Origin of the sequence: Bacillus swezeyi, from assembly GCF_001969815.1 — a bacterium.
GTDB classification, from domain to species: domain Bacteria; phylum Bacillota; class Bacilli; order Bacillales; family Bacillaceae; genus Bacillus; species Bacillus swezeyi.
Genome location: NZ_MRBK01000001.1, coordinates 202828 through 219087, shown reverse-complemented (window position 1 = coordinate 219087; position 16260 = coordinate 202828). Strand labels below are relative to the sequence as shown.

Below are 16260 nucleotides of genomic sequence, written 5' to 3'. Positions count from 1 at the left end.
ATGATTCATTTTTATGGATATTCAGGATTTTTGCCCAACTTTTTTCTGTAAAGTGGTAAACTCTGTACTAAATAAGACTTAGAAAGGGCACAAAAAATGAAGGTCTATGAAGCGGAAACTTTACAATCAGCCATGAAGCAGCGGGCAAATGATTACAAAAGTTTGAGAGAACAGTTCGTCAGCTTAAAGAATGCGTTTCAAAGCGTGGCAGATTTGGATGAAGATTTCCAAGGGAAAGGCGCTGACACAATTAAAGCGTTTTATAGAGACCAATCCGGAATCGTAGACGGATGGCTTGACCTGACCGATATGCAGATCCAGTTTCTGGACGGGATATCAAATGCTGTCGAAAATGCTGGGCTTTCGGGAGAGACATTTGTTGATGTTCAGTTTCTTGAACAAGAACTCGTAAACGTCCATACTCACTCTTATAACATGGTGTCCGCGCAAAAAAAAGAACTGAAAAATATTTTAGTTAAGATCGACGATTTAATTTCCTTAGAACCTTTTCCAGCTGATGAATTTAAACAGCAGCTGAATGCCGCAAACCAAAAACGAAAAGACACCATTAAAGCCGTCGGGGATCTCGACGAACTGCTAAAAAACGAATACGGAGCCTCTGAAATGGCTCAGCAAATGATTACCGCCGACTACTCCGCCTTAATCGGTGCAACCCGTCAAGGAAAAAGCTCCTCTCCCATCCGCTACAATGCATCAGCTTACCAGAAAAGCGAAGCCTATAAGCTGAAAAAGGATGTACATCAGCAGGTCAAAGGCTACATGACATATAAAAAAGACCAAGCTGAAGCCTTGACGACCGCTAAGGAAGCAAGGACGTAATAAAGAACCTGGGCGACACTGCCGCTAAAAACCCCGTTACCACCGGAGTTTTTAGGGTTTTGTCATTCTTTTATATGCCGATCAAAAATCAGAGGGTGATGTAATCGGCATTTTTTATACAGGAGCCTGGCTCTTCAGAAGACCAAAACGTTGATTCACCTAATTATGAAAAGAAGCCGTTCGAATAACTTCCGAACGGCTTCATATCCAAACAAGTTTTTCACTTAAATTTAAGAACTAACTTAATGCTTCAACAAGGCTCTTTCCAAATTCTTTTGCACCATCTGGTCCATCGCCTGTAATAATATCATCATGCGCTATGACATGTTGTTCAACATACTCTACGTTATGAGCTTTTAATTCGTTCTTTTGTACGTCAACTGGGTAGCAAGTAGCTTTTCGGCCAGTAAGTAACCCTGCTTTAGCTACAGTTACAGCCCCGGCACAAATTCCTGTTACAAGAACATTTTGTTTATGAGCTTGTTTCAAGCAGCTTAGCAATTCTTGATTTCCCCATAGATGATCGTTCGTACCAGATCCCCCTATGACAGCAAGAGCATCATAATCAGTGGCTGAAACCTCGGAGAAGATCACTTCAGCGTTTGTCTTTCCTTGATAGTCACCAGTAATTTCACCTGTTTTTGTACTTGCAATAGTTACATCAATTCCCGCATTTTTTAAAGCTTCTTTTGGTTGAAATAATTCATCTTCATTAAATCTTTCTGGTGGTATAATAAATAAAGCTTTTTTGCTCATATCATTTGCCTCCTGTAATATAAAAAATTGATCTTAAGATAAATTCATTCTACCGGCGCTTTTCTGCTTTGTGAAGAATGCACTTTTTTGTGCGGAGGTTACCAAACGGTTACTATTATAAGAAAAGGAGTTTACTCCCTATGTCAGATACATTAAGAGAAGAAATTAAAGAGAGAATATTAAATCATGATTATCATTGTGAAAAAGAACTTACCTTATCGATTATTAGTGGAAAATGGAAAGTTGTTATTTTGTGGCATTTAGGTGTGGAAGGGCCACATCGATTCAGCGAACTCCAAAGACTTTTCTCAGGAATATCTCATAAGGTATTAACAAACCAATTACGTGAACTGATAGAAGATGGCATTGTTCATAGAGAAGTAATTCCGGAAATTCCTCCAAAAGTCGAATACTCAATGACTGAGCTTGGAATGACATTGCTACCAATCGTTGAGATGATGTATGAATGGGGAAAAAAACGAATAGATCAAATTAAACAAAATAATTTTTTTGAATAAGAAAAATAACAAGAACGTTTCCTTAAATCAATCACCTTACTGTTAGCAAAAATTATACAGAATATAATGAAAAGATATTTTGATGAGTAAAAACCTGGGCTTATGCCGAGGTTTTCATTTTTACTTATGTTAAAAAAGCAGCAAGCGAAATAACTTTTTTCTTAAATCACAAAAGGGCGCGACACAGGAGTAAACATGATCAAACTTTATTTTAAACCAACATTTCTTGAAATCGGCAGCATGCCTTACAGATGAGCAGCAATGGAAGAGGTTTCAGCCTCCGCAAACGAGCTGGCCAAGCTGGCTGAAGATTTGCGGAAACTGATTGAAGAAGTCAAAATGAAATAATCGAAAATACGGCTGCCGGCTAATCGGCAGCCATTTAGTTCCTGATTTTAAATTTAGAAAGATACTCTGTCAGCTTGTTGATAGTCTGTTCACTGTCTGCAAGAGCAATATATCCGTCAGGGCGAACAAGGTAGAGAGCATCGCGCCGTAAACCTGCATTAGCACTGGCCCTGCTCCATGCAAACTCATGCAATGGGAGGTTGTGTTGTTTAGCGATTGTTAACAGCCCCGGGTTTGCCTTCCCATAAATATGAACCTGCCAAGCGGCGGTCTTCAGCGCTTCAAAATTGTCATTCCTTCCAACGCTGATCCAGGGCAGACGATCTCCGCCTTGAAGTTTTCCGGCCTTTCCCATGCTTAGTAGGCTGTCTCGATAATGAATGCGAATTTGCGACACTCTATTAAAAGCCGCCTTTTTTATAGGCGGGAATCGAAGAAAGAACGGTGCAATTCGGGGAATAAGCACAGTCCGAACCAGCCTTCCCCTGGCATTTTGTCCGACCACTGCCTGAAACGCCCGATCAGTAGTAGCCACAAGGGAGCGGGCAAATGCAATCCGTTCCGTCTCATAGCTGTCCAAAATTATTTCATCCACACGTTCATTAAGCACTCCCGCCAGTTTCCATGCTAAATTGACGGCATCACCGATACCTGTATTCATCCCTTGACCGCCGACAGGACTGTGAATATGTCCCGCATCTCCTAAAATAAAGACACGCCCTTTTCTGAACTGATCAGCCACCCGATGATGAACGCGATAGGTTGAAAACCAGTTGACTTCATGTACTTTGACATGCAGAAGCTTTTCTGCAAAGGGGGCGATATCCTTAAAGGAGAGGGCCTCCCTGTTTTCCAAAGCAGAGGGCACAATGCCGACAAACCGATTCATGCCGGTGCTTCTTACAGGAAAAACAATACAAAAGCCGTCTTCCTCAAGACAAAGATTCAGATCATGCTTTGAAGCAGCTTCGCCTGATGCTTTAACATCTGCTACATAAAAAGTATGCTCGTACGTCCCTCCCGGAAAGCCTAAATCCAGCTCGCGGCGTACAGTGCTGTGAGCTCCGTCGCAGCCGCAGAGAAAGGCCGTTTCGATCACTTCCGTTTGTTCCTCTTTCCTAATCTCTGCCTCAACAAAGCCGCCCTTATCCGTATAAGAAACCAGCTCTGTTTTCCATTCAACTTCGACTCCTGCCGCAATAAGATGCTTAAGTAAAAATCGCTCATGCTCGTCTTGGGCAAAGCTGAGCACAAATGGATACGGGCTTAATCCCTCTCCAATGTCCCCAAGATTGACACGCCCCTTTTCCTTATGACCTTGACGTATATGAACGGCATTGACTTTAATGCCCTTTTGAACCGCCTCTTCAGCTATTCCAAGCTGACGGTAGAACTCAAGGGTGCGGGCATGAACCGCCATTGCCCGTGATGTCCGGCCAGGGCCTGTATTTTTATCAATAATGCGAAGCGGCACTCCTTTCCGGGCTAAAAACAGCGCCAGCACCAATCCTGTCGGCCCGGCTCCGGTTATTAGAACTGCATTCATTGAAGACCCATCCCTTTTGGTCAAATATTTTCTTGTATTACTACACGGGAAGTCATATTTAAGGATGCCAAATCATCGATGATGTCCTGCGCGCATTCATAAGGTGAATCAATCTGCAGCATTTTTCGCAAAACAGACTTTAGACCGGACGAAATGCTAAGCTCTTCCTCCCAGCTTTTTTCCTTCTTTGCCGCCGGAATATACCCGGAATAAAGAAGGAAAAGTGCAAAATGCCCCAGCGCATAAAAATCGCTTTTTACAGAAACAGATCGCATCAGCCTTTTTTCGGGTTGTCGGTAAAATGCGGTTTCGCTCTCGGTCAGTCGGCATGCCAGCCCGTAATCGATGATGCGAATGCCTTCTCCTGTCTGAAGAATATTAGGCATTCGCAAGTCGCGGTGAATCAGTCCGCGTGAATGAAGCAAAGCGGTGATTTGGAGCGCCTCCAGCAATATAAGAATGGTTTGCTGTTCATCGAATATGCATCCGTCATAAAAAATCAAATCTTCGAAATTCTTCCCATCAACATATTCCATTACGATAAACCAGCTGCGCCCGCTTCTATGCACATCGTAAAGCCGGGGCGCCGCAGGTAAATCCAAACCCTGCAAAATTTCAGCTTCCCGATCAAAAGACCGCCGCCCGCTTGATGTCCATACTTTTGTTTGCCGCAGCTGTTTGACAACACAGACATCCCCCCCGCCAAGCTCGCTGGCAAGATAAGTGATGCCATAGCTTCCCATCCCGAGCACATTCCGAATTTGATATCGTCCGCAGATTTGGGTTCCCTTTTTGAGGGGCCGGTCAAACATCCATCTAATAAAAGCTTTCACATCAATCAGCTGCTGCTGAAAAATTTCTTATGTTTTCTTTTGTAATGATGATGGCCATACCCTTTTTTTCGATAATCGCTGCTGCTGTATTTTTTATAAGGCCTCCGCCCGTAGTCGCTGCTGCTGTATCGGCGGTAACCGCTGTTTTTCAATGATCTAAATAGCTTGCGAAACAAATCTATCAGCTCCTTATCCGGTGATCTGTATTTTTTTATATCATTCGAGCAGCACCCTTTTATAAGGGGCATGATTTGAATGAATATTTTTCTTTGCTATGAGAAAATTAGATTTTTAATCTTCAAAACCTCTTTTTTATCGCAGATTTTTTAAAAATAGATTGTGAGGCCCGGCAATTCTATTTTTTCTCAAGGGAAAATCTAATAGTCTCCCCTTTATTTCTCAGGCCATCTTTACGATAATAAGGTTGTGTTTATTTTCGGCCGCGGCCGAATGATTAACTATCAGAAAGCAGGACAACAAGAATGGACAAAATTAAATCTTTGCTGATCGGCTTGGTCGTAATAGCGGCCGTGATCATCGGAATGACAACGGGAGATTTCTTTTCTTCAGAACACGAGCCCGCCGGGCATAAGAGAAGCTCCGGCTATGATGAAGTGCTTGATTTCCCAGCGGATCGCTATCCTGAAACAGGAGTCCACATTCGAACCGCCATAAAAAAGGGGCACTCGAAGATCTGCACGATTGACAGGGACGGTGCGGATGAAAGGCGGAAGGAATCATTAAAGGACGTTCCCGCAAAATCAGGCTATGATCGTGACGAATGGCCAATGGCCATGTGTGAAGAAGGCGGAACAGGAGCGTCGGTTGAGTATATCAGCCCGTCTGATAACCGCGGAGCGGGGTCTTGGGTCGGCAATCAGGTGAGCGACTACCCTGACGGAACAAAAGTGCTTTTCAACATCAAATAATACAATTGGAGGAACGGCCTTTGAGGAAAACATGGGGACCCCAGGAAATGACGATGTCATACCATCAGTTTACCGTTTATCAAAAAGGCGGCAAACCGCCTGTAATGGATTGGACAGACGAAGATATTAAAAGAGGCTATACAGCTCTAGAGGATGCGGTTTCGTTTGAAGCAGCCGAAAACACAACATCTTTAGTGCAAGTCCGTTTAAACTGCCCTGAGCCGGTGGAATCCTTTGAAAGGCAAATATCCGTTTCTTTCGAAGTGCTTGAAGGCGGAATCGAGATTACCAGCGTCCTATCAAAAAAGCTGACGTGCGATATTCCGCAAGGATCCTATCAGCTGACATGCTATACAGTTATGCCTGATCAAGTTCATTCGCAAGCCATCACCTACATTCTCGACTTTAGGAATGACTGAGCAATTGATGAAGGCGCTGAATTGCACAGCGCCTTCATGTTAAAGCTCCTCACCGTTTGTTTTGATCACATTTTGATACCAATAAAAGCTATCCTTTTTTATTCTTCTTAAATCTTTTAGATGTTCTTCATCACGATTGACATAGACGAATCCGTATCTTTTTTGATAGCCGTTGAGCCAGCTCAATAAATCCGTAAAGGACCAGCTGCAGTAGCCGATTAAATCGACACCGTCATGAACTGCCTGTCTGCATTGTTTAAGATGTGCACGCAAATAAGCAATTCTGTATTCATCATGAATCTCACCGTCTTTTTCAACCTTATCAAATTCCCCCAAACCGTTTTCCGTTATAAAGACAGGAAGATGATAGCGGCTGGAGATCCTGCGCAGACCGATCCTCAACCCGATCGGATCAATGGCCCAGTCCCAATTCGATGTTTCCAGATGAGGGTTCTTTTTTGTTTTATATAACCCTGGCATTCCGGTTTCCTGATTGCTTCCCTTTTGGCCGGTCGTGTTCATTTTCCCTTCTGATACGCCGTCAAGAGGGTTCATTTCATATGTGATGGTCTGATAATAATTGACCCCGACAAAATCAGGTTTCCCTTTTGCCAAAAGCTCCATATCCCCATCTTGTACCGTCGGCGCCCATCCTTTTTCCTTCAGATACTGAAATGGAATACTCGGATATGTTCCCCAGCAATATATATCTAGCCACCAATTATTCGTAAATTCCTCGGCATTTTCGAAAGCAAGAATATCATCCGGACGGCTTGACAACGGATATGCAGGGGAATAAGCAAAGCTTGGCCCTATTTTTCCGTCGGGAACATATTGGCGAAACGAATCGATTGCCTTGGCATTGGCTAAAAACGCAATATGGTTTGCTTCATAAAAACGTTTTCTGTCCTTTACTCCCGGAGGATGCATAGCTGTAATAAACGCATGGTTCAAGTTGTAATTCTGTTCATTAAGGGATACCCAATATTTCACCCTGTCTCCAAAACGTTTGTAGAGCGTTATACAATAGGTATTGAAATCTTCAATAATCTGTCTGGACTCAAATCCGCCATACTCCTCCATTAAAGCTTGGGGAAGATCCCAATGATATAGCGTTAAAACAGGCTCAATATGATGAGCGAGCAGCTCATTTATCAAATCGTCGTAAAATTTTAAGCCCGCTTCATTGACCTCTCCTCTGCCTTTTGGAAAAATTCGCGGCCAGCTTACTGAAAAGCGGTATGCTTTTAATCCTATCTCAGCCATCAAAGCGACGTCTTCTTTAAAGCGGTGATAGTGATCGACTGCAATATCTCCGTTGCTGCCTTTAAACGTCTTCCCGGGAATTTTTGTGAATACGTCCCAAACCGATGCGCCTTTTCCGTTCTCATCCCAGGCCCCTTCTATTTGATAGGCCGCTGAAGCCGATCCCCACAAGAAATGATCCGGAAATGGCCGTAACTGTTGATGAATCATATTGTTCCACTCCTATATCGTATTTTGATCCGGTTTGATCCTTATCATATCCTATGAAACGCGTTTCACATCAAACATCTTCTGAAAACAGTTCAGCAAGAAGCCTTTCACGATGCTCCAGGAAATACTTTGTCAAACTGTAATGATCGGTATCTTCATAGCTGACTTCAGCAATGTTTTCACCGTCAAAGCTGAAGATTTGAGCTTCCGGATATCCCAATAAAATCGGAGAATGCGAGGCGATGATGAACTGAGCTTGTTTATTCCTGGTCAGATCATGGAGGATTTTTAAGAAAGCCAGCTGTCTTGCCGGAGATAAAGCTGCTTCAGGCTCATCAAGAAGGTAGATGCCCTTTCCTTTAAAACGGTGCTTGAAAAGCGACAAAAAAGATTCGCCGTGTGACTGCTCGTGAAGAGACCTGCCTCCGTAATTGATAAAGCCGTTGTTGTCCATTTCATCAATATGAGAGGCAAAATGATAGAAGGATTCGGCCCGCAGAAAAAAGCCATTTGTGACTTTAGGAAGCCAGGAAAGTCTGATAAAGTCCCCAAAGGCAGAAGCGGATGCATGTACTTCATACGTATTATTCCTTCCCCCGCCGGCCGTGTTAAATTCGCACTTATCAGCGATCGCTTCAAGCAGTGTCGATTTCCCGGAGCCGTTTTCGCCCACAAAAAAAGTGACATCTTTCTGAAACGCCAGCTCTCTTAAAGATTTAAGCGCAGGAATTGAAAAAGGATATTTTGAGTAAGAAAGGACTTTTTCATGAAGCACAGTCAGTTTTTTCAAAAACATATGACATCACCTGTTTAGTTTTTATCTTAACTGTAACATGACCTTTTGATTAAAAACGAAAAAAGAGGCTTGTGCCAGCGGCTCAAACCTTCATTCTTCAATATGATGTTGTTTTTGCCAGCGCCCTTCCGCACAGCCCTGTCGGCAGACACATCGGCTTTTGGTCCACAGGGCTTTTCATAATAGCACTCAAGCCCGAAACGCCGCGGAACAGATTCGGCGTAAATACTTCTTCACGCGCTCCTGCACTGTATACTTTGCCATCCAATGCTGATTAGCGTATTGGGAAGCTCGATTTAAATCGTGCAGTACATAACAATCGTACGGCCGTGCTCCTGATCCAGCTGCTTTAACAGCTCCAGTCCTTCTATTTGACGGCTATACCTAGAAAGGGAGTAGGTTCATCAAGCAAAAGCATGTCCGTCCCTGAGCTAATGACATCGAAATCCAGGCCCTCTGCCTTTGTCCGCCTGAAAGAGCATCAAGCGTCAGGCTGCGCAATCCCGTCATACCAGTTGCACCAGGCCAACCATTTCATGATCTTCCTTTGTATAATTTGACAGCAGCTTTTTATGGGGATGTCTTCCGAAATAGCAAAGCTCTTCAATCGTCAGGCCTTTCGGCGCCTGAGGCAGCCGGTTTAAATTGAAAATACTTCTTTTAAATGTACATCAAGATCTTTAATGTATTGATCAACATTCGGATTGCTGATGACGTCATGCACAGAAAAAGTTTTTAAAGGTTTCATACCGACGAATTCCTGCATTTTGTGAAGGTGGAACAAGGCTTCGTCCAGACTTTTCCCTTCAAAAAAAGTTCCCTCTTTGGAGAATACGTCCTGAGGCGCATTCCATGTTGTCGAAAACATGTACTTTTTATCCGTAAACAGACCGCCGCGGCCATAATCTTCTGCCCCTTGATAAAAAAGGCCGTATTCATATATTTCATCAATATATTTTTTAAATAATGCCGGCAGGCTGAACCAGTAAATCGGCGTCTGATAAATGACGGCATCCGCCCACTTGAATTTTTCGTGTTCTTCCGTGATCTCATAGCCATCTGCGACAACCGTTTTTTTAATATTATATTTTTCGTCCAGCTTATCTGCCATCGCTGAAAAGATGGTATGATTCAGCCGGCCTCTCGCATGCGGATATGCTTCGTGTCCGTTAATGATTAAGATATTTTTCATCATTCAGATCCTCCTTATTTGTTTATATTACCTGATTTTTATGATCCGCCTTTCACTTTCAAAAGTAAAGCAGGGTGCATTCACCTGCTTCAAATTAATAAATTTTTATTTTATTCCAATACAAATTAACTTATTGCCTATTGTCTGCTTCAATGCTATGGTTTACTTGACTAAAGGAATAGGAGGATTGTTTCAGTGAAAATATTTCGTATGTATAAGCCTTTCACTTTACTGATAACAGTGATGGCGTTTGCTTTTATAACCGCTGCATGCAGCACCACTCAAAAAGAGGCTGAAAATAAAAATACAGCCTGGGATGATATAAAAGAAAAGGGAAAAATCGTTGTTGCGACTTCAGGAACACTTTATCCCACTTCATATCATGATACTGAATCAGGCAAGGACAAGCTGACTGGCTATGAGGTTGAAGTCATACGCGAAGCGGCTAAACGGCTTGATTTGGATGTCGAATTTAAAGAGATGGGCTTTGACGGCATGCTTACGGCAATAGGCAGCGGCCAGGTTGACGCAGCGGCCAACGACATCACAATGACAGATGACCGCAAAAAGAAATTTTTGTTCACAACGCCTTATAAATATTCATATGGTACGGCAATCGTCCGCAAGAAAGATTTATCAGGCATTCATACGCTGAAAGACCTAAAAGGAAAGAAAGCTGCAGGCGCCGCAACGACGGTTTATATGGATATCGCCCGTCAGTACGGAGCTGAAGAGGTGATTTATGATAATGCCACGAATGAACAGTATTTAAAAGATGTGGCTAACGGAAGAACCGACGTCATTTTAAACGACTATTATTTACAAAAACTAGCGCTCGCCGCAATGCCTGACCTTGATCTGACGATTCACCCGGATCTTAAATATTATCCGCACCAGCAAGGCATGATCATCAAAAAAGACAGCACAGAGCTGAAAAAACAATTCGACCAAGCCATCAAGGATATGCTGAAAGACGGTACAATCAAGAAGATTTCCAAAACATTCTTTGGTGATGCCGATGTTTCAAAAAAACAGGATATCGACTTTGCTGACGTCGATCAGAACAAATAGAGGGATTCGAAGTGGGCTCTATTCAATGGGAGTATATTTTCAATGCAGAATTAGCTGCTAAATCATTCCCTTATGTGATGCAGGGCATCTGGAATACGCTTTTGATCTCCTTTGCGAGCATGTTTGCCGGACTGATGATCGGCTTTTTCATTGCGCTCGGCCGGATGTCCAAATTTGCTTTGCTCCGATGGCCGGCAAGGGTTTACATCTCATTTATGAGAGGCGTTCCGATTTTGGTCATTTTATTTATTTTATATTTCGGTCTCCCTTATATCGGGATTCAATTTACGGCGCTGTCCGCTGCGATAATTGGCTTCAGCATCAACAGCGCCGCTTACATTGCCGAAATTATTCGTTCGGCTTTATCTTCGGTAGACAGAGGCCAGTGGGATGCAGCAAAGTCGATCGGTTTTTCCTATCGGCAGACGATGCTGCATGTCATCGTTCCTCAATCAATGAGAATCGCTCTGCCGCCACTGACAAACGTTATGCTCGACCTCATAAAAGCTTCCTCCCTCGCCGCTATGATTACGGTGCCGGAGTTATTTCAGCAGGCAAAAATCGTAGGCGGACGAGAGTTCGACTATATGACGATGTATATTTTAGTTGCCATGATTTACTGGGGCATTTGCTCGGCTGTCGCTTTGCTCCAAGATTACTTGGAAAAGCGGACTGACGTATATATTAAAAAATAGCATAAGGCTGCCGGATTTGCCGGCGGCTTTTTATGCTATGAGATGGAGTCGGTATATCCATACGATTCGATCGCCCGTTTCCGCACCGAAAGCCTTTAGATCATTGAATCAAACAAATGAAGCAATCAAACCGACATCACCAAAGTATATACATCTACTGTAATAAAAACCATGATGAAAACCGCATCCGCATCTCTGTCGTCTTTGAAGGAAATGAACCGCCCCCGCCCATTCATCCCACCGTCAGGCTGCAGCATGTTCCTGCAGGCAGACATATCGTTTCGTTCGACTTGCAGGCAAGCAGCATCGAGCCGGCTCTATGGAAATATAAGACCATTCAGGAAGACATTAAAACTTCAGCCGAAGATCGTACGGATTACGGCCTTTTGCAGCAGTAAAAAGCCACCCCATCCGCATACTCCAAAAATAAAAGACAGCACCATCGGAAATGACGCCTTTAAACTGATCACCACAATAAAAAGGAGAAATGCAGTTGCGGGAAAACCCCATAACACCCCTGCCGCAAATTGGCTTAAATGTTTTGGAGACTCCCCTTGTATGCTTAGCCAAAACAAACTGAGCAGACTGACGAGGGGCAGAGCAGCAATGATTCCTCCAGCCTCGGGGGACTTTCTTGCGATTTCGGTTACAATTCCGATCAAAACAGCAGAAACTGCGATTTTGATCATCAAAAACATGACTTTACCTCCCTGCTTAACATAGAAAATGTGGTTTTAACCGTTTTGATTTCATCCTCATTTAATTGCTGCAGCACCTTTTCCAGTTTTTTTGGATCAAGCCGGGTATGCTGATTTACTGCCGCTTTACCTTCAGCCGATAGTGTCACATAAACCTTTCGTTCATCTTTGCTGTCCCTTTTTTTCTGAACAAAATTCTTTTGAATCAGCCGTTTTACATGCTCTGATGCGGTATTGTGGGACACATCTAGCAGCTCGGCTAAACCGCCGATAGTGACATATTGATTTTTTTCAATATGCTGCAGCAATCGAACAGCATGATGCGAAAGGTTGTCGTCATGCTTATAGTGCAAATTGTAATAAATGTCTGTCCAGTCTTGATTAATCTCTTGAATCAACTCTTCAAAATCCATTACACTCACCCTCTCTATTTATATCTTACAATACGATATATTCTTTAATCAAGACATAAAAAAACACCCGGCAGCCTGACCGGATGTTCTTCACATTTATTTTAAGTACTTTTTCAAAAAGGCAAGCTTTTCGGTTTGGAATGCCGGAATATATTCATGTCCGAAATAGCGGTACACTTTAATATCTTTGTCTGTGTTCAAATGATTGTATGCTGCAAATACGGTTGATGGCGGTGTGATGGTGTCCACCAAACCGATCGACATAAGAACGGGTGCTTTTACTGATTCAGCAAGGTTCATAATGTCGAAATAAGTCAGGGTGTTCAGCGCTGTCTGTTCAATGTCCGGGCTGCTGTTCTTTCTGAAAAATGAGTTGATTTCAAGGTAAGGCTGATCTATCGCCGTATCGATGGCTCTCTGAAAGTTGCTCAAATATGGGAATTCAGAAACGGACGCTTTTGGGATGTCGGACAATGCGGAAACTGCGATAGCCAGTCCGCCGCCCTGGCTTGCACCGATCACGCCGATTCGTTTTTCATCAACTTCGGCGAATCCGCTGACAACCTCGACCGCTCTTACTGCATCAAGGTACACACCTCTGTAATAATATGTTTTCGGATCAAGTATCCCTTTTGTCATCCAGCCCGGCACATGTCCATGAGGAGAGACGCTTGTGTCTTCACTGCTGTTCTGTCCGCGGACGAGCATTCCAAATGCCGCGTAGCCGTGCAAGGCCCAATTGACAATGTCATGAATATCCCCGTCGTAGCTGGCATTATAGCCGTGGTGTTTGATAATGGCAGGATGCGGTCCTTTCCGGTCAGGAACTGCATACCAGCCTTTAATGCGCGCTCCCCCGATGCTGCGGTATGTAAGCCAAAAGACTTTTACGCCATCGGCTGGATAATCATGCGGCTCGAGATGAGGCTCCGCTTTTTCTTCAGAAAGTTCAGCGAGCGCTTCATTCCAGAAATCTTTAAAATCCCCATGGGCCGTCCGTTCAGGTTTATATGTATATAGTTGTTCCAGCGGCAAATCATAAGGCTGCTGCATGCTATTTCGTCCCCTTTTCATTTAGTTGTTTGAATATTTTTATCATACCAGAAATGTGAATTTATTTCTTTCGTGTTATCATGTGTTCAAAAAGAAGGAGGCTTTAGTATGTTCACTCTTTTCCCAAGGAATTTAACCGTGAAAGAGACTTATAAACTGATGTCAGGGGCTGTCGTCCCAAGACCGATCGCGTTCGTGACAACAGCCTCGACTGTCAATGGAGTAGTCAATGCAGCACCGTTCAGCTTTTTCAATGTGATCAGCGCCGATCCTCCGCTCCTATCCATTTCTGTCGGGAGAACCCAGGATGGTGAAATGAAAGACACAGCCCGCAATGCCGCTGAATCGAAGGAATTCGTTGTTCATATCGTCGATGAGAATATAGCTGAAGATATGAATCAGACGGCAGCAGCTCTTCCTGCCCATCAAAGCGAGCTAGACCTGACCGACCTCACAACAATTGAAAGCGATCAAGTTTCAGTTCCCGGTATTCGGGAAGCCCGGGTCCGTTTCGAATGTAAGCTGGAACGGCATTTGACATTTCAAAATGATCAAGCAGAAACTGTCAATGACTTGCTGATCGGACGGATTGTGTGCTTTCATTTAGCAGATGAAGTATATGACGCTGAAAAGGGATACATCCGGACAGACGCGCTGCGTCCCATCGCAAGACTTGCGGGAAACGATTATGCCAAATGGGGTGAGACGTTCACCCTTATACGCCCAACTTGATCATGATGCATGCGGATAGACAGACCTATCCGCGGCTGCTCACTTTTGGCGCGCCTCTCCGCCCCCAGCTTACATTCGATGAGTTCTTTCCACATATATGAAATTAGTCCTTCTTATTAAAATCAATTCTTTTATGATATAATGCTAGATTGGAACTAAAAAATGCTATTGCGGAGGTTTTTTTGTGGCTTCACAATCCTTTCTGCAGCTCAATTCAATCTTTATCAGTATATTAATAGAAGCAATTCCGTTCGTTTTAATCGGAGTTTTTATATCAGGTTTGATTCAGATGTTTGTGACGGAAGAAATGATGGCGAAGATTATTCCGAAGAACCGATTCCTCGCTGTTTTGTCCGGAACATTTGCCGGTGTGTTGTTCCCGGCCTGTGAATGCGGGATCGTACCGATTGCCCGGCGCCTGCTTTTAAAAGGAGTGCCGCTGCATGCGGCTGTGGCATTTATGCTGACGGCTCCGATCATCAATCCGATTGTTTTATTTTCAACGTTTATCGCTTTCGGAAACAAATGGGATGTCGTGCTTTACCGCGGCGGCTTGGCGATTGCAGTTTCTCTTATCGCGGGAATGATCATCTCATTTCAATTTAAAGGAAATCAGCTGCTTGAGGGCGAATCACACGGGCATCACCACCACGGACATGCTCATCAGTCCTTTTTGAAAAAGCTTGGCGGAACGCTTCGCCATGCGGTTGATGAGTTTTTCTCAGTGGGAAAATACTTGATCATCGGAGCATTTGTCGCAGCGGCCATGCAGACGTATATTAAAACATCGACCCTTTTGGCTATCGGCCAGAATGACGTATCTTCTTCACTCGTCATGATGGGGCTGTCATTTGTTTTATCTCTTTGCTCAGAGGTTGATGCCTTTATCGCGTCTTCTTTCAGCAGTACGTTTTCTCTTGGCTCTCTTATCGCATTTCTCGTTTTTGGAGCAATGGTGGATATCAAAAATCTGCTGATGATGCTCGGCATCTTCAGAAAACGTTTTGTGTTCGTTTTGATCGCCTATATCGCTGTCATCGTCTTGGCCGGATCACTTTTGGTAAAGGGGTGAGATCATGTTTCGCACATTCATTTTGATGTTTTTTACGTTCTTCTTTTTTCATCTTCATGCTTCCGGGAATTTAACGAAATATATTAATATGAAATACGCTTATCTTTCCTATATTGCAATTTTTCTGCTGGCCATTCTGACGGCGGTGCAATTTTATATTTATATGAGAGGCACGGACGGGAAAGAATGCGGTCATGACTGCGGTTGCGGACATGATCACGATCATGAGAAAAATAAGCCTTTTCTCAAAAGAATGCTGATTTATTTGGTGTTTCTATTCCCTTTATGCACCGGGCTTTTTCTTCCGGCTGCAACGCTTGATTCAAATATCGTCAAATCGAAGGGCTTTTCTTTTAAAGCGATCGAGCAGCCTGATCACTATGCTCAAACCCAGTATCTTCGTCCCGATACAAGCGTCTATTATGGCCAGGAAGGCTATGATGAACTGATGGAGAAAGCGATGAAGGACTATGAAGGAAAAAAGCAGATCCCTTTGAAAGATGACGATTATTTGAAAGGCATGGAAACCATTTATAATTATCCAGGGGAGTTTCTTGACAGAACGATTGAATTCAACGGTTTTGCTTTTAAAGGAGAATCGATTAATGACAGACAGCTTTTCGTGCTCCGCTTCGGAATCATTCATTGTATCGCCGACTCTGGGGTCTACGGCATGCTGGTCGAATTCCCGAAAGATATGGATATAAAAGACGATCAGTGGCTTCATGTAAAAGGAACGCTGTCATCGGAATATTATCAGCCGTTCAAATCTACGATCCCGGTTCTGAAAGTGAAAGATTGGTCAAAGATAAAAGAACCAAAAGATCCTTATGTGTATAGAACATATTAAAGGCCGGTGCATCATGTACCGGC

Annotated in this window: 20 protein-coding genes and 1 pseudogene; 10 read left to right on the top strand and 11 right to left on the bottom strand. The window is 43.5% G+C overall.

Going from position 1 to position 16260, the window contains the following annotated elements; genetic code table 11:
* The first annotated feature begins 96 nt into the window (after positions 1-96).
* Positions 97-840: a ribonuclease YeeF family protein gene (locus tag BTA30_RS01095; protein ID WP_076758198.1), complete on the top strand. Its 744-nt coding sequence runs from the start codon at positions 97-99 to the stop codon at positions 838-840.
* A 237-nt stretch (positions 841-1077) separates the two neighbouring features.
* On the opposite strand, the gene BTA30_RS01090 is transcribed toward BTA30_RS01095, so the two are convergent.
* Positions 1078-1596, bottom strand: a complete 519-nt coding sequence (locus BTA30_RS01090; RefSeq protein ID WP_076758196.1) for a DJ-1/PfpI family protein — start codon at positions 1594-1596, stop codon at positions 1078-1080.
* A 140-nt stretch (positions 1597-1736) separates the two neighbouring features.
* Here BTA30_RS01090 and BTA30_RS01085 point away from each other — a divergent pair, with 140 nt between their 5' ends.
* A complete protein-coding gene (locus BTA30_RS01085) occupies positions 1737-2114 on the top strand; it encodes a winged helix-turn-helix transcriptional regulator (protein WP_076758194.1) in 378 nt (125 codons plus the stop codon).
* A gap of 382 nt (positions 2115-2496) precedes the next feature.
* Here BTA30_RS01085 and BTA30_RS01080 read toward each other — a convergent pair whose 3' ends face one another.
* Genes BTA30_RS01080 through BTA30_RS23285 form a run of 3 tightly spaced genes read right to left on the bottom strand, consistent with a single transcriptional unit; the run spans position 2497 to position 5017 of the window.
* Positions 2497-4008 carry an FAD-dependent monooxygenase gene (locus tag BTA30_RS01080; protein ID WP_076758192.1) on the bottom strand — a complete coding sequence of 504 codons (1512 nt, stop codon included), beginning with the start codon at positions 4006-4008 and terminating at the stop codon, positions 2497-2499.
* A gap of 20 nt (positions 4009-4028) precedes the next feature.
* Positions 4029-4841, bottom strand: coding sequence for a serine/threonine protein kinase (locus BTA30_RS01075; protein ID WP_083696890.1), 813 nt, complete (start codon positions 4839-4841; stop codon positions 4029-4031).
* Positions 4842-4846: 5 nt separating this feature from the next.
* Entirely contained in the window at positions 4847-5017 is a 171-nt protein-coding gene (locus BTA30_RS23285; RefSeq protein ID WP_164470202.1) for a hypothetical protein, read from the bottom strand.
* Between the two features lie 306 nt (positions 5018-5323).
* On the opposite strand from BTA30_RS23285, the gene BTA30_RS01070 reads away from it, so the two are divergent.
* Together BTA30_RS01070 and BTA30_RS01065 are read left to right on the top strand one after the other, a co-directional pair.
* On the top strand, positions 5324-5770 hold the full coding sequence (locus BTA30_RS01070; RefSeq protein ID WP_076758190.1) for a NucA/NucB deoxyribonuclease domain-containing protein: 447 nt from the start codon (positions 5324-5326) through the stop codon (positions 5768-5770).
* 20 nt (positions 5771-5790) lie between these two features.
* Entirely contained in the window at positions 5791-6189 is a 399-nt protein-coding gene (locus BTA30_RS01065; RefSeq protein WP_076758188.1) for a competence protein ComJ, read from the top strand.
* A gap of 39 nt (positions 6190-6228) precedes the next feature.
* Here BTA30_RS01065 and BTA30_RS01060 read toward each other — a convergent pair whose 3' ends face one another.
* The 4 genes and pseudogenes from BTA30_RS01060 to BTA30_RS01045 all read right to left on the bottom strand — a co-directional run bounded on the left by BTA30_RS01060 (position 6229) and on the right by BTA30_RS01045 (position 9653).
* The gene (locus BTA30_RS01060; RefSeq protein WP_076758186.1) at positions 6229-7665 is read right to left on the bottom strand and encodes a glycoside hydrolase family 1 protein; all 1437 of its coding nucleotides are present in this window, start codon (positions 7663-7665) and stop codon (positions 6229-6231) included.
* A 70-nt stretch (positions 7666-7735) separates the two neighbouring features.
* Positions 7736-8461 carry an AAA family ATPase gene (locus BTA30_RS01055; RefSeq protein ID WP_076758184.1) on the bottom strand — a complete coding sequence of 242 codons (726 nt, stop codon included), beginning with the start codon at positions 8459-8461 and terminating at the stop codon, positions 7736-7738.
* A 97-nt stretch (positions 8462-8558) separates the two neighbouring features.
* Positions 8559-9105, bottom strand: a pseudogene (locus tag BTA30_RS22455) (ABC transporter ATP-binding protein); the annotation flags it as partial.
* Positions 9102-9653 (bottom strand): NAD(P)H-dependent oxidoreductase, encoded by a 552-nt coding sequence (locus BTA30_RS01045; protein ID WP_076758356.1) that lies wholly within the window; start codon positions 9651-9653, stop codon positions 9102-9104. The gene BTA30_RS01045 and the pseudogene BTA30_RS22455, both read right to left, overlap by 4 nt.
* Before the next feature lie 210 nt (positions 9654-9863).
* Between BTA30_RS01045 and BTA30_RS01040 the strand changes: the two genes are divergently transcribed.
* The 3 genes from BTA30_RS01040 to BTA30_RS22940 all read left to right on the top strand — a co-directional run bounded on the left by BTA30_RS01040 (position 9864) and on the right by BTA30_RS22940 (position 11817).
* Entirely contained in the window at positions 9864-10724 is an 861-nt protein-coding gene (locus BTA30_RS01040; protein ID WP_076758354.1) for a transporter substrate-binding domain-containing protein, read from the top strand.
* An 11-nt stretch (positions 10725-10735) separates the two neighbouring features.
* A complete protein-coding gene (locus BTA30_RS01035; RefSeq protein ID WP_076758181.1) occupies positions 10736-11419 on the top strand; it encodes an amino acid ABC transporter permease in 684 nt (227 codons plus the stop codon).
* Between the two features lie 116 nt (positions 11420-11535).
* The gene (locus BTA30_RS22940; RefSeq protein WP_076797444.1) at positions 11536-11817 is read left to right on the top strand and encodes a hypothetical protein; all 282 of its coding nucleotides are present in this window, start codon (positions 11536-11538) and stop codon (positions 11815-11817) included.
* Here the strand turns inward: BTA30_RS22940 and BTA30_RS01030 are convergent.
* The 3 genes from BTA30_RS01030 to BTA30_RS01020 form a co-directional block, all read right to left on the bottom strand.
* Positions 11776-12117, bottom strand: coding sequence for a DUF3147 family protein (locus BTA30_RS01030; RefSeq protein ID WP_076758179.1), 342 nt, complete (start codon positions 12115-12117; stop codon positions 11776-11778). The two genes, BTA30_RS22940 and BTA30_RS01030, sit on opposite strands and share 42 nt — an antisense overlap.
* The gene (locus BTA30_RS01025; RefSeq protein WP_076758177.1) at positions 12108-12530 is read right to left on the bottom strand and encodes a MarR family winged helix-turn-helix transcriptional regulator; all 423 of its coding nucleotides are present in this window, start codon (positions 12528-12530) and stop codon (positions 12108-12110) included. The genes BTA30_RS01030 and BTA30_RS01025 overlap by 10 nt, the downstream gene beginning before the upstream one ends.
* Before the next feature lie 96 nt (positions 12531-12626).
* Positions 12627-13583: an acetylxylan esterase gene (locus BTA30_RS01020; protein WP_076758175.1), complete on the bottom strand. Its 957-nt coding sequence runs from the start codon at positions 13581-13583 to the stop codon at positions 12627-12629.
* Positions 13584-13691: 108 nt separating this feature from the next.
* Here BTA30_RS01020 and BTA30_RS01015 point away from each other — a divergent pair, with 108 nt between their 5' ends.
* The 3 genes from BTA30_RS01015 (at position 13692) to BTA30_RS01005 (ending at position 16237) form a co-directional block, all read left to right on the top strand.
* Positions 13692-14315 carry a flavin reductase family protein gene (locus BTA30_RS01015; RefSeq protein WP_076758173.1) on the top strand — a complete coding sequence of 208 codons (624 nt, stop codon included), beginning with the start codon at positions 13692-13694 and terminating at the stop codon, positions 14313-14315.
* A gap of 184 nt (positions 14316-14499) precedes the next feature.
* Positions 14500-15387, top strand: coding sequence for a permease (locus tag BTA30_RS01010; RefSeq protein WP_076758171.1), 888 nt, complete (start codon positions 14500-14502; stop codon positions 15385-15387).
* Positions 15388-15391: 4 nt separating this feature from the next.
* Positions 15392-16237, top strand: coding sequence for a TIGR03943 family putative permease subunit (locus BTA30_RS01005; protein WP_076758169.1), 846 nt, complete (start codon positions 15392-15394; stop codon positions 16235-16237).
* Positions 16238-16260: the final 23 nt, after the last annotated feature.

Bases quoted from the DNA above. Each gene is read 5' to 3' on its own strand.
- BTA30_RS01095 (WP_076758198.1), top strand. From the start codon at position 97: ATGAAGGTCTATGAAGCGGAAACTTTACAATCAGCCATGAAGCAGCGG.
- BTA30_RS01090 (WP_076758196.1), bottom strand. From the start codon at position 1,596: ATGAGCAAAAAAGCTTTATTTATTATACCACCAGAAAGATTTAATGAA.
- BTA30_RS01085 (WP_076758194.1), top strand. From the start codon at position 1,737: ATGTCAGATACATTAAGAGAAGAAATTAAAGAGAGAATATTAAATCAT.
- BTA30_RS01080 (WP_076758192.1), bottom strand. From the start codon at position 4,008: ATGAATGCAGTTCTAATAACCGGAGCCGGGCCGACAGGATTGGTGCTG.
- BTA30_RS01070 (WP_076758190.1), top strand. From the start codon at position 5,324: ATGGACAAAATTAAATCTTTGCTGATCGGCTTGGTCGTAATAGCGGCC.
- BTA30_RS01060 (WP_076758186.1), bottom strand. From the start codon at position 7,665: ATGATTCATCAACAGTTACGGCCATTTCCGGATCATTTCTTGTGGGGA.
- BTA30_RS01055 (WP_076758184.1), bottom strand. From the start codon at position 8,461: ATGTTTTTGAAAAAACTGACTGTGCTTCATGAAAAAGTCCTTTCTTAC.
- BTA30_RS01045 (WP_076758356.1), bottom strand. From the start codon at position 9,653: ATGAAAAATATCTTAATCATTAACGGACACGAAGCATATCCGCATGCG.
- BTA30_RS01040 (WP_076758354.1), top strand. From the start codon at position 9,864: ATGTATAAGCCTTTCACTTTACTGATAACAGTGATGGCGTTTGCTTTT.
- BTA30_RS22940 (WP_076797444.1), top strand. From the start codon at position 11,536: ATGAAGCAATCAAACCGACATCACCAAAGTATATACATCTACTGTAAT.
- BTA30_RS01030 (WP_076758179.1), bottom strand. From the start codon at position 12,117: ATGTTTTTGATGATCAAAATCGCAGTTTCTGCTGTTTTGATCGGAATT.
- BTA30_RS01025 (WP_076758177.1), bottom strand. From the start codon at position 12,530: ATGGATTTTGAAGAGTTGATTCAAGAGATTAATCAAGACTGGACAGAC.
- BTA30_RS01020 (WP_076758175.1), bottom strand. From the start codon at position 13,583: ATGCAGCAGCCTTATGATTTGCCGCTGGAACAACTATATACATATAAA.
- BTA30_RS01015 (WP_076758173.1), top strand. From the start codon at position 13,692: ATGTTCACTCTTTTCCCAAGGAATTTAACCGTGAAAGAGACTTATAAA.
- BTA30_RS01005 (WP_076758169.1), top strand. From the start codon at position 15,392: ATGTTTCGCACATTCATTTTGATGTTTTTTACGTTCTTCTTTTTTCAT.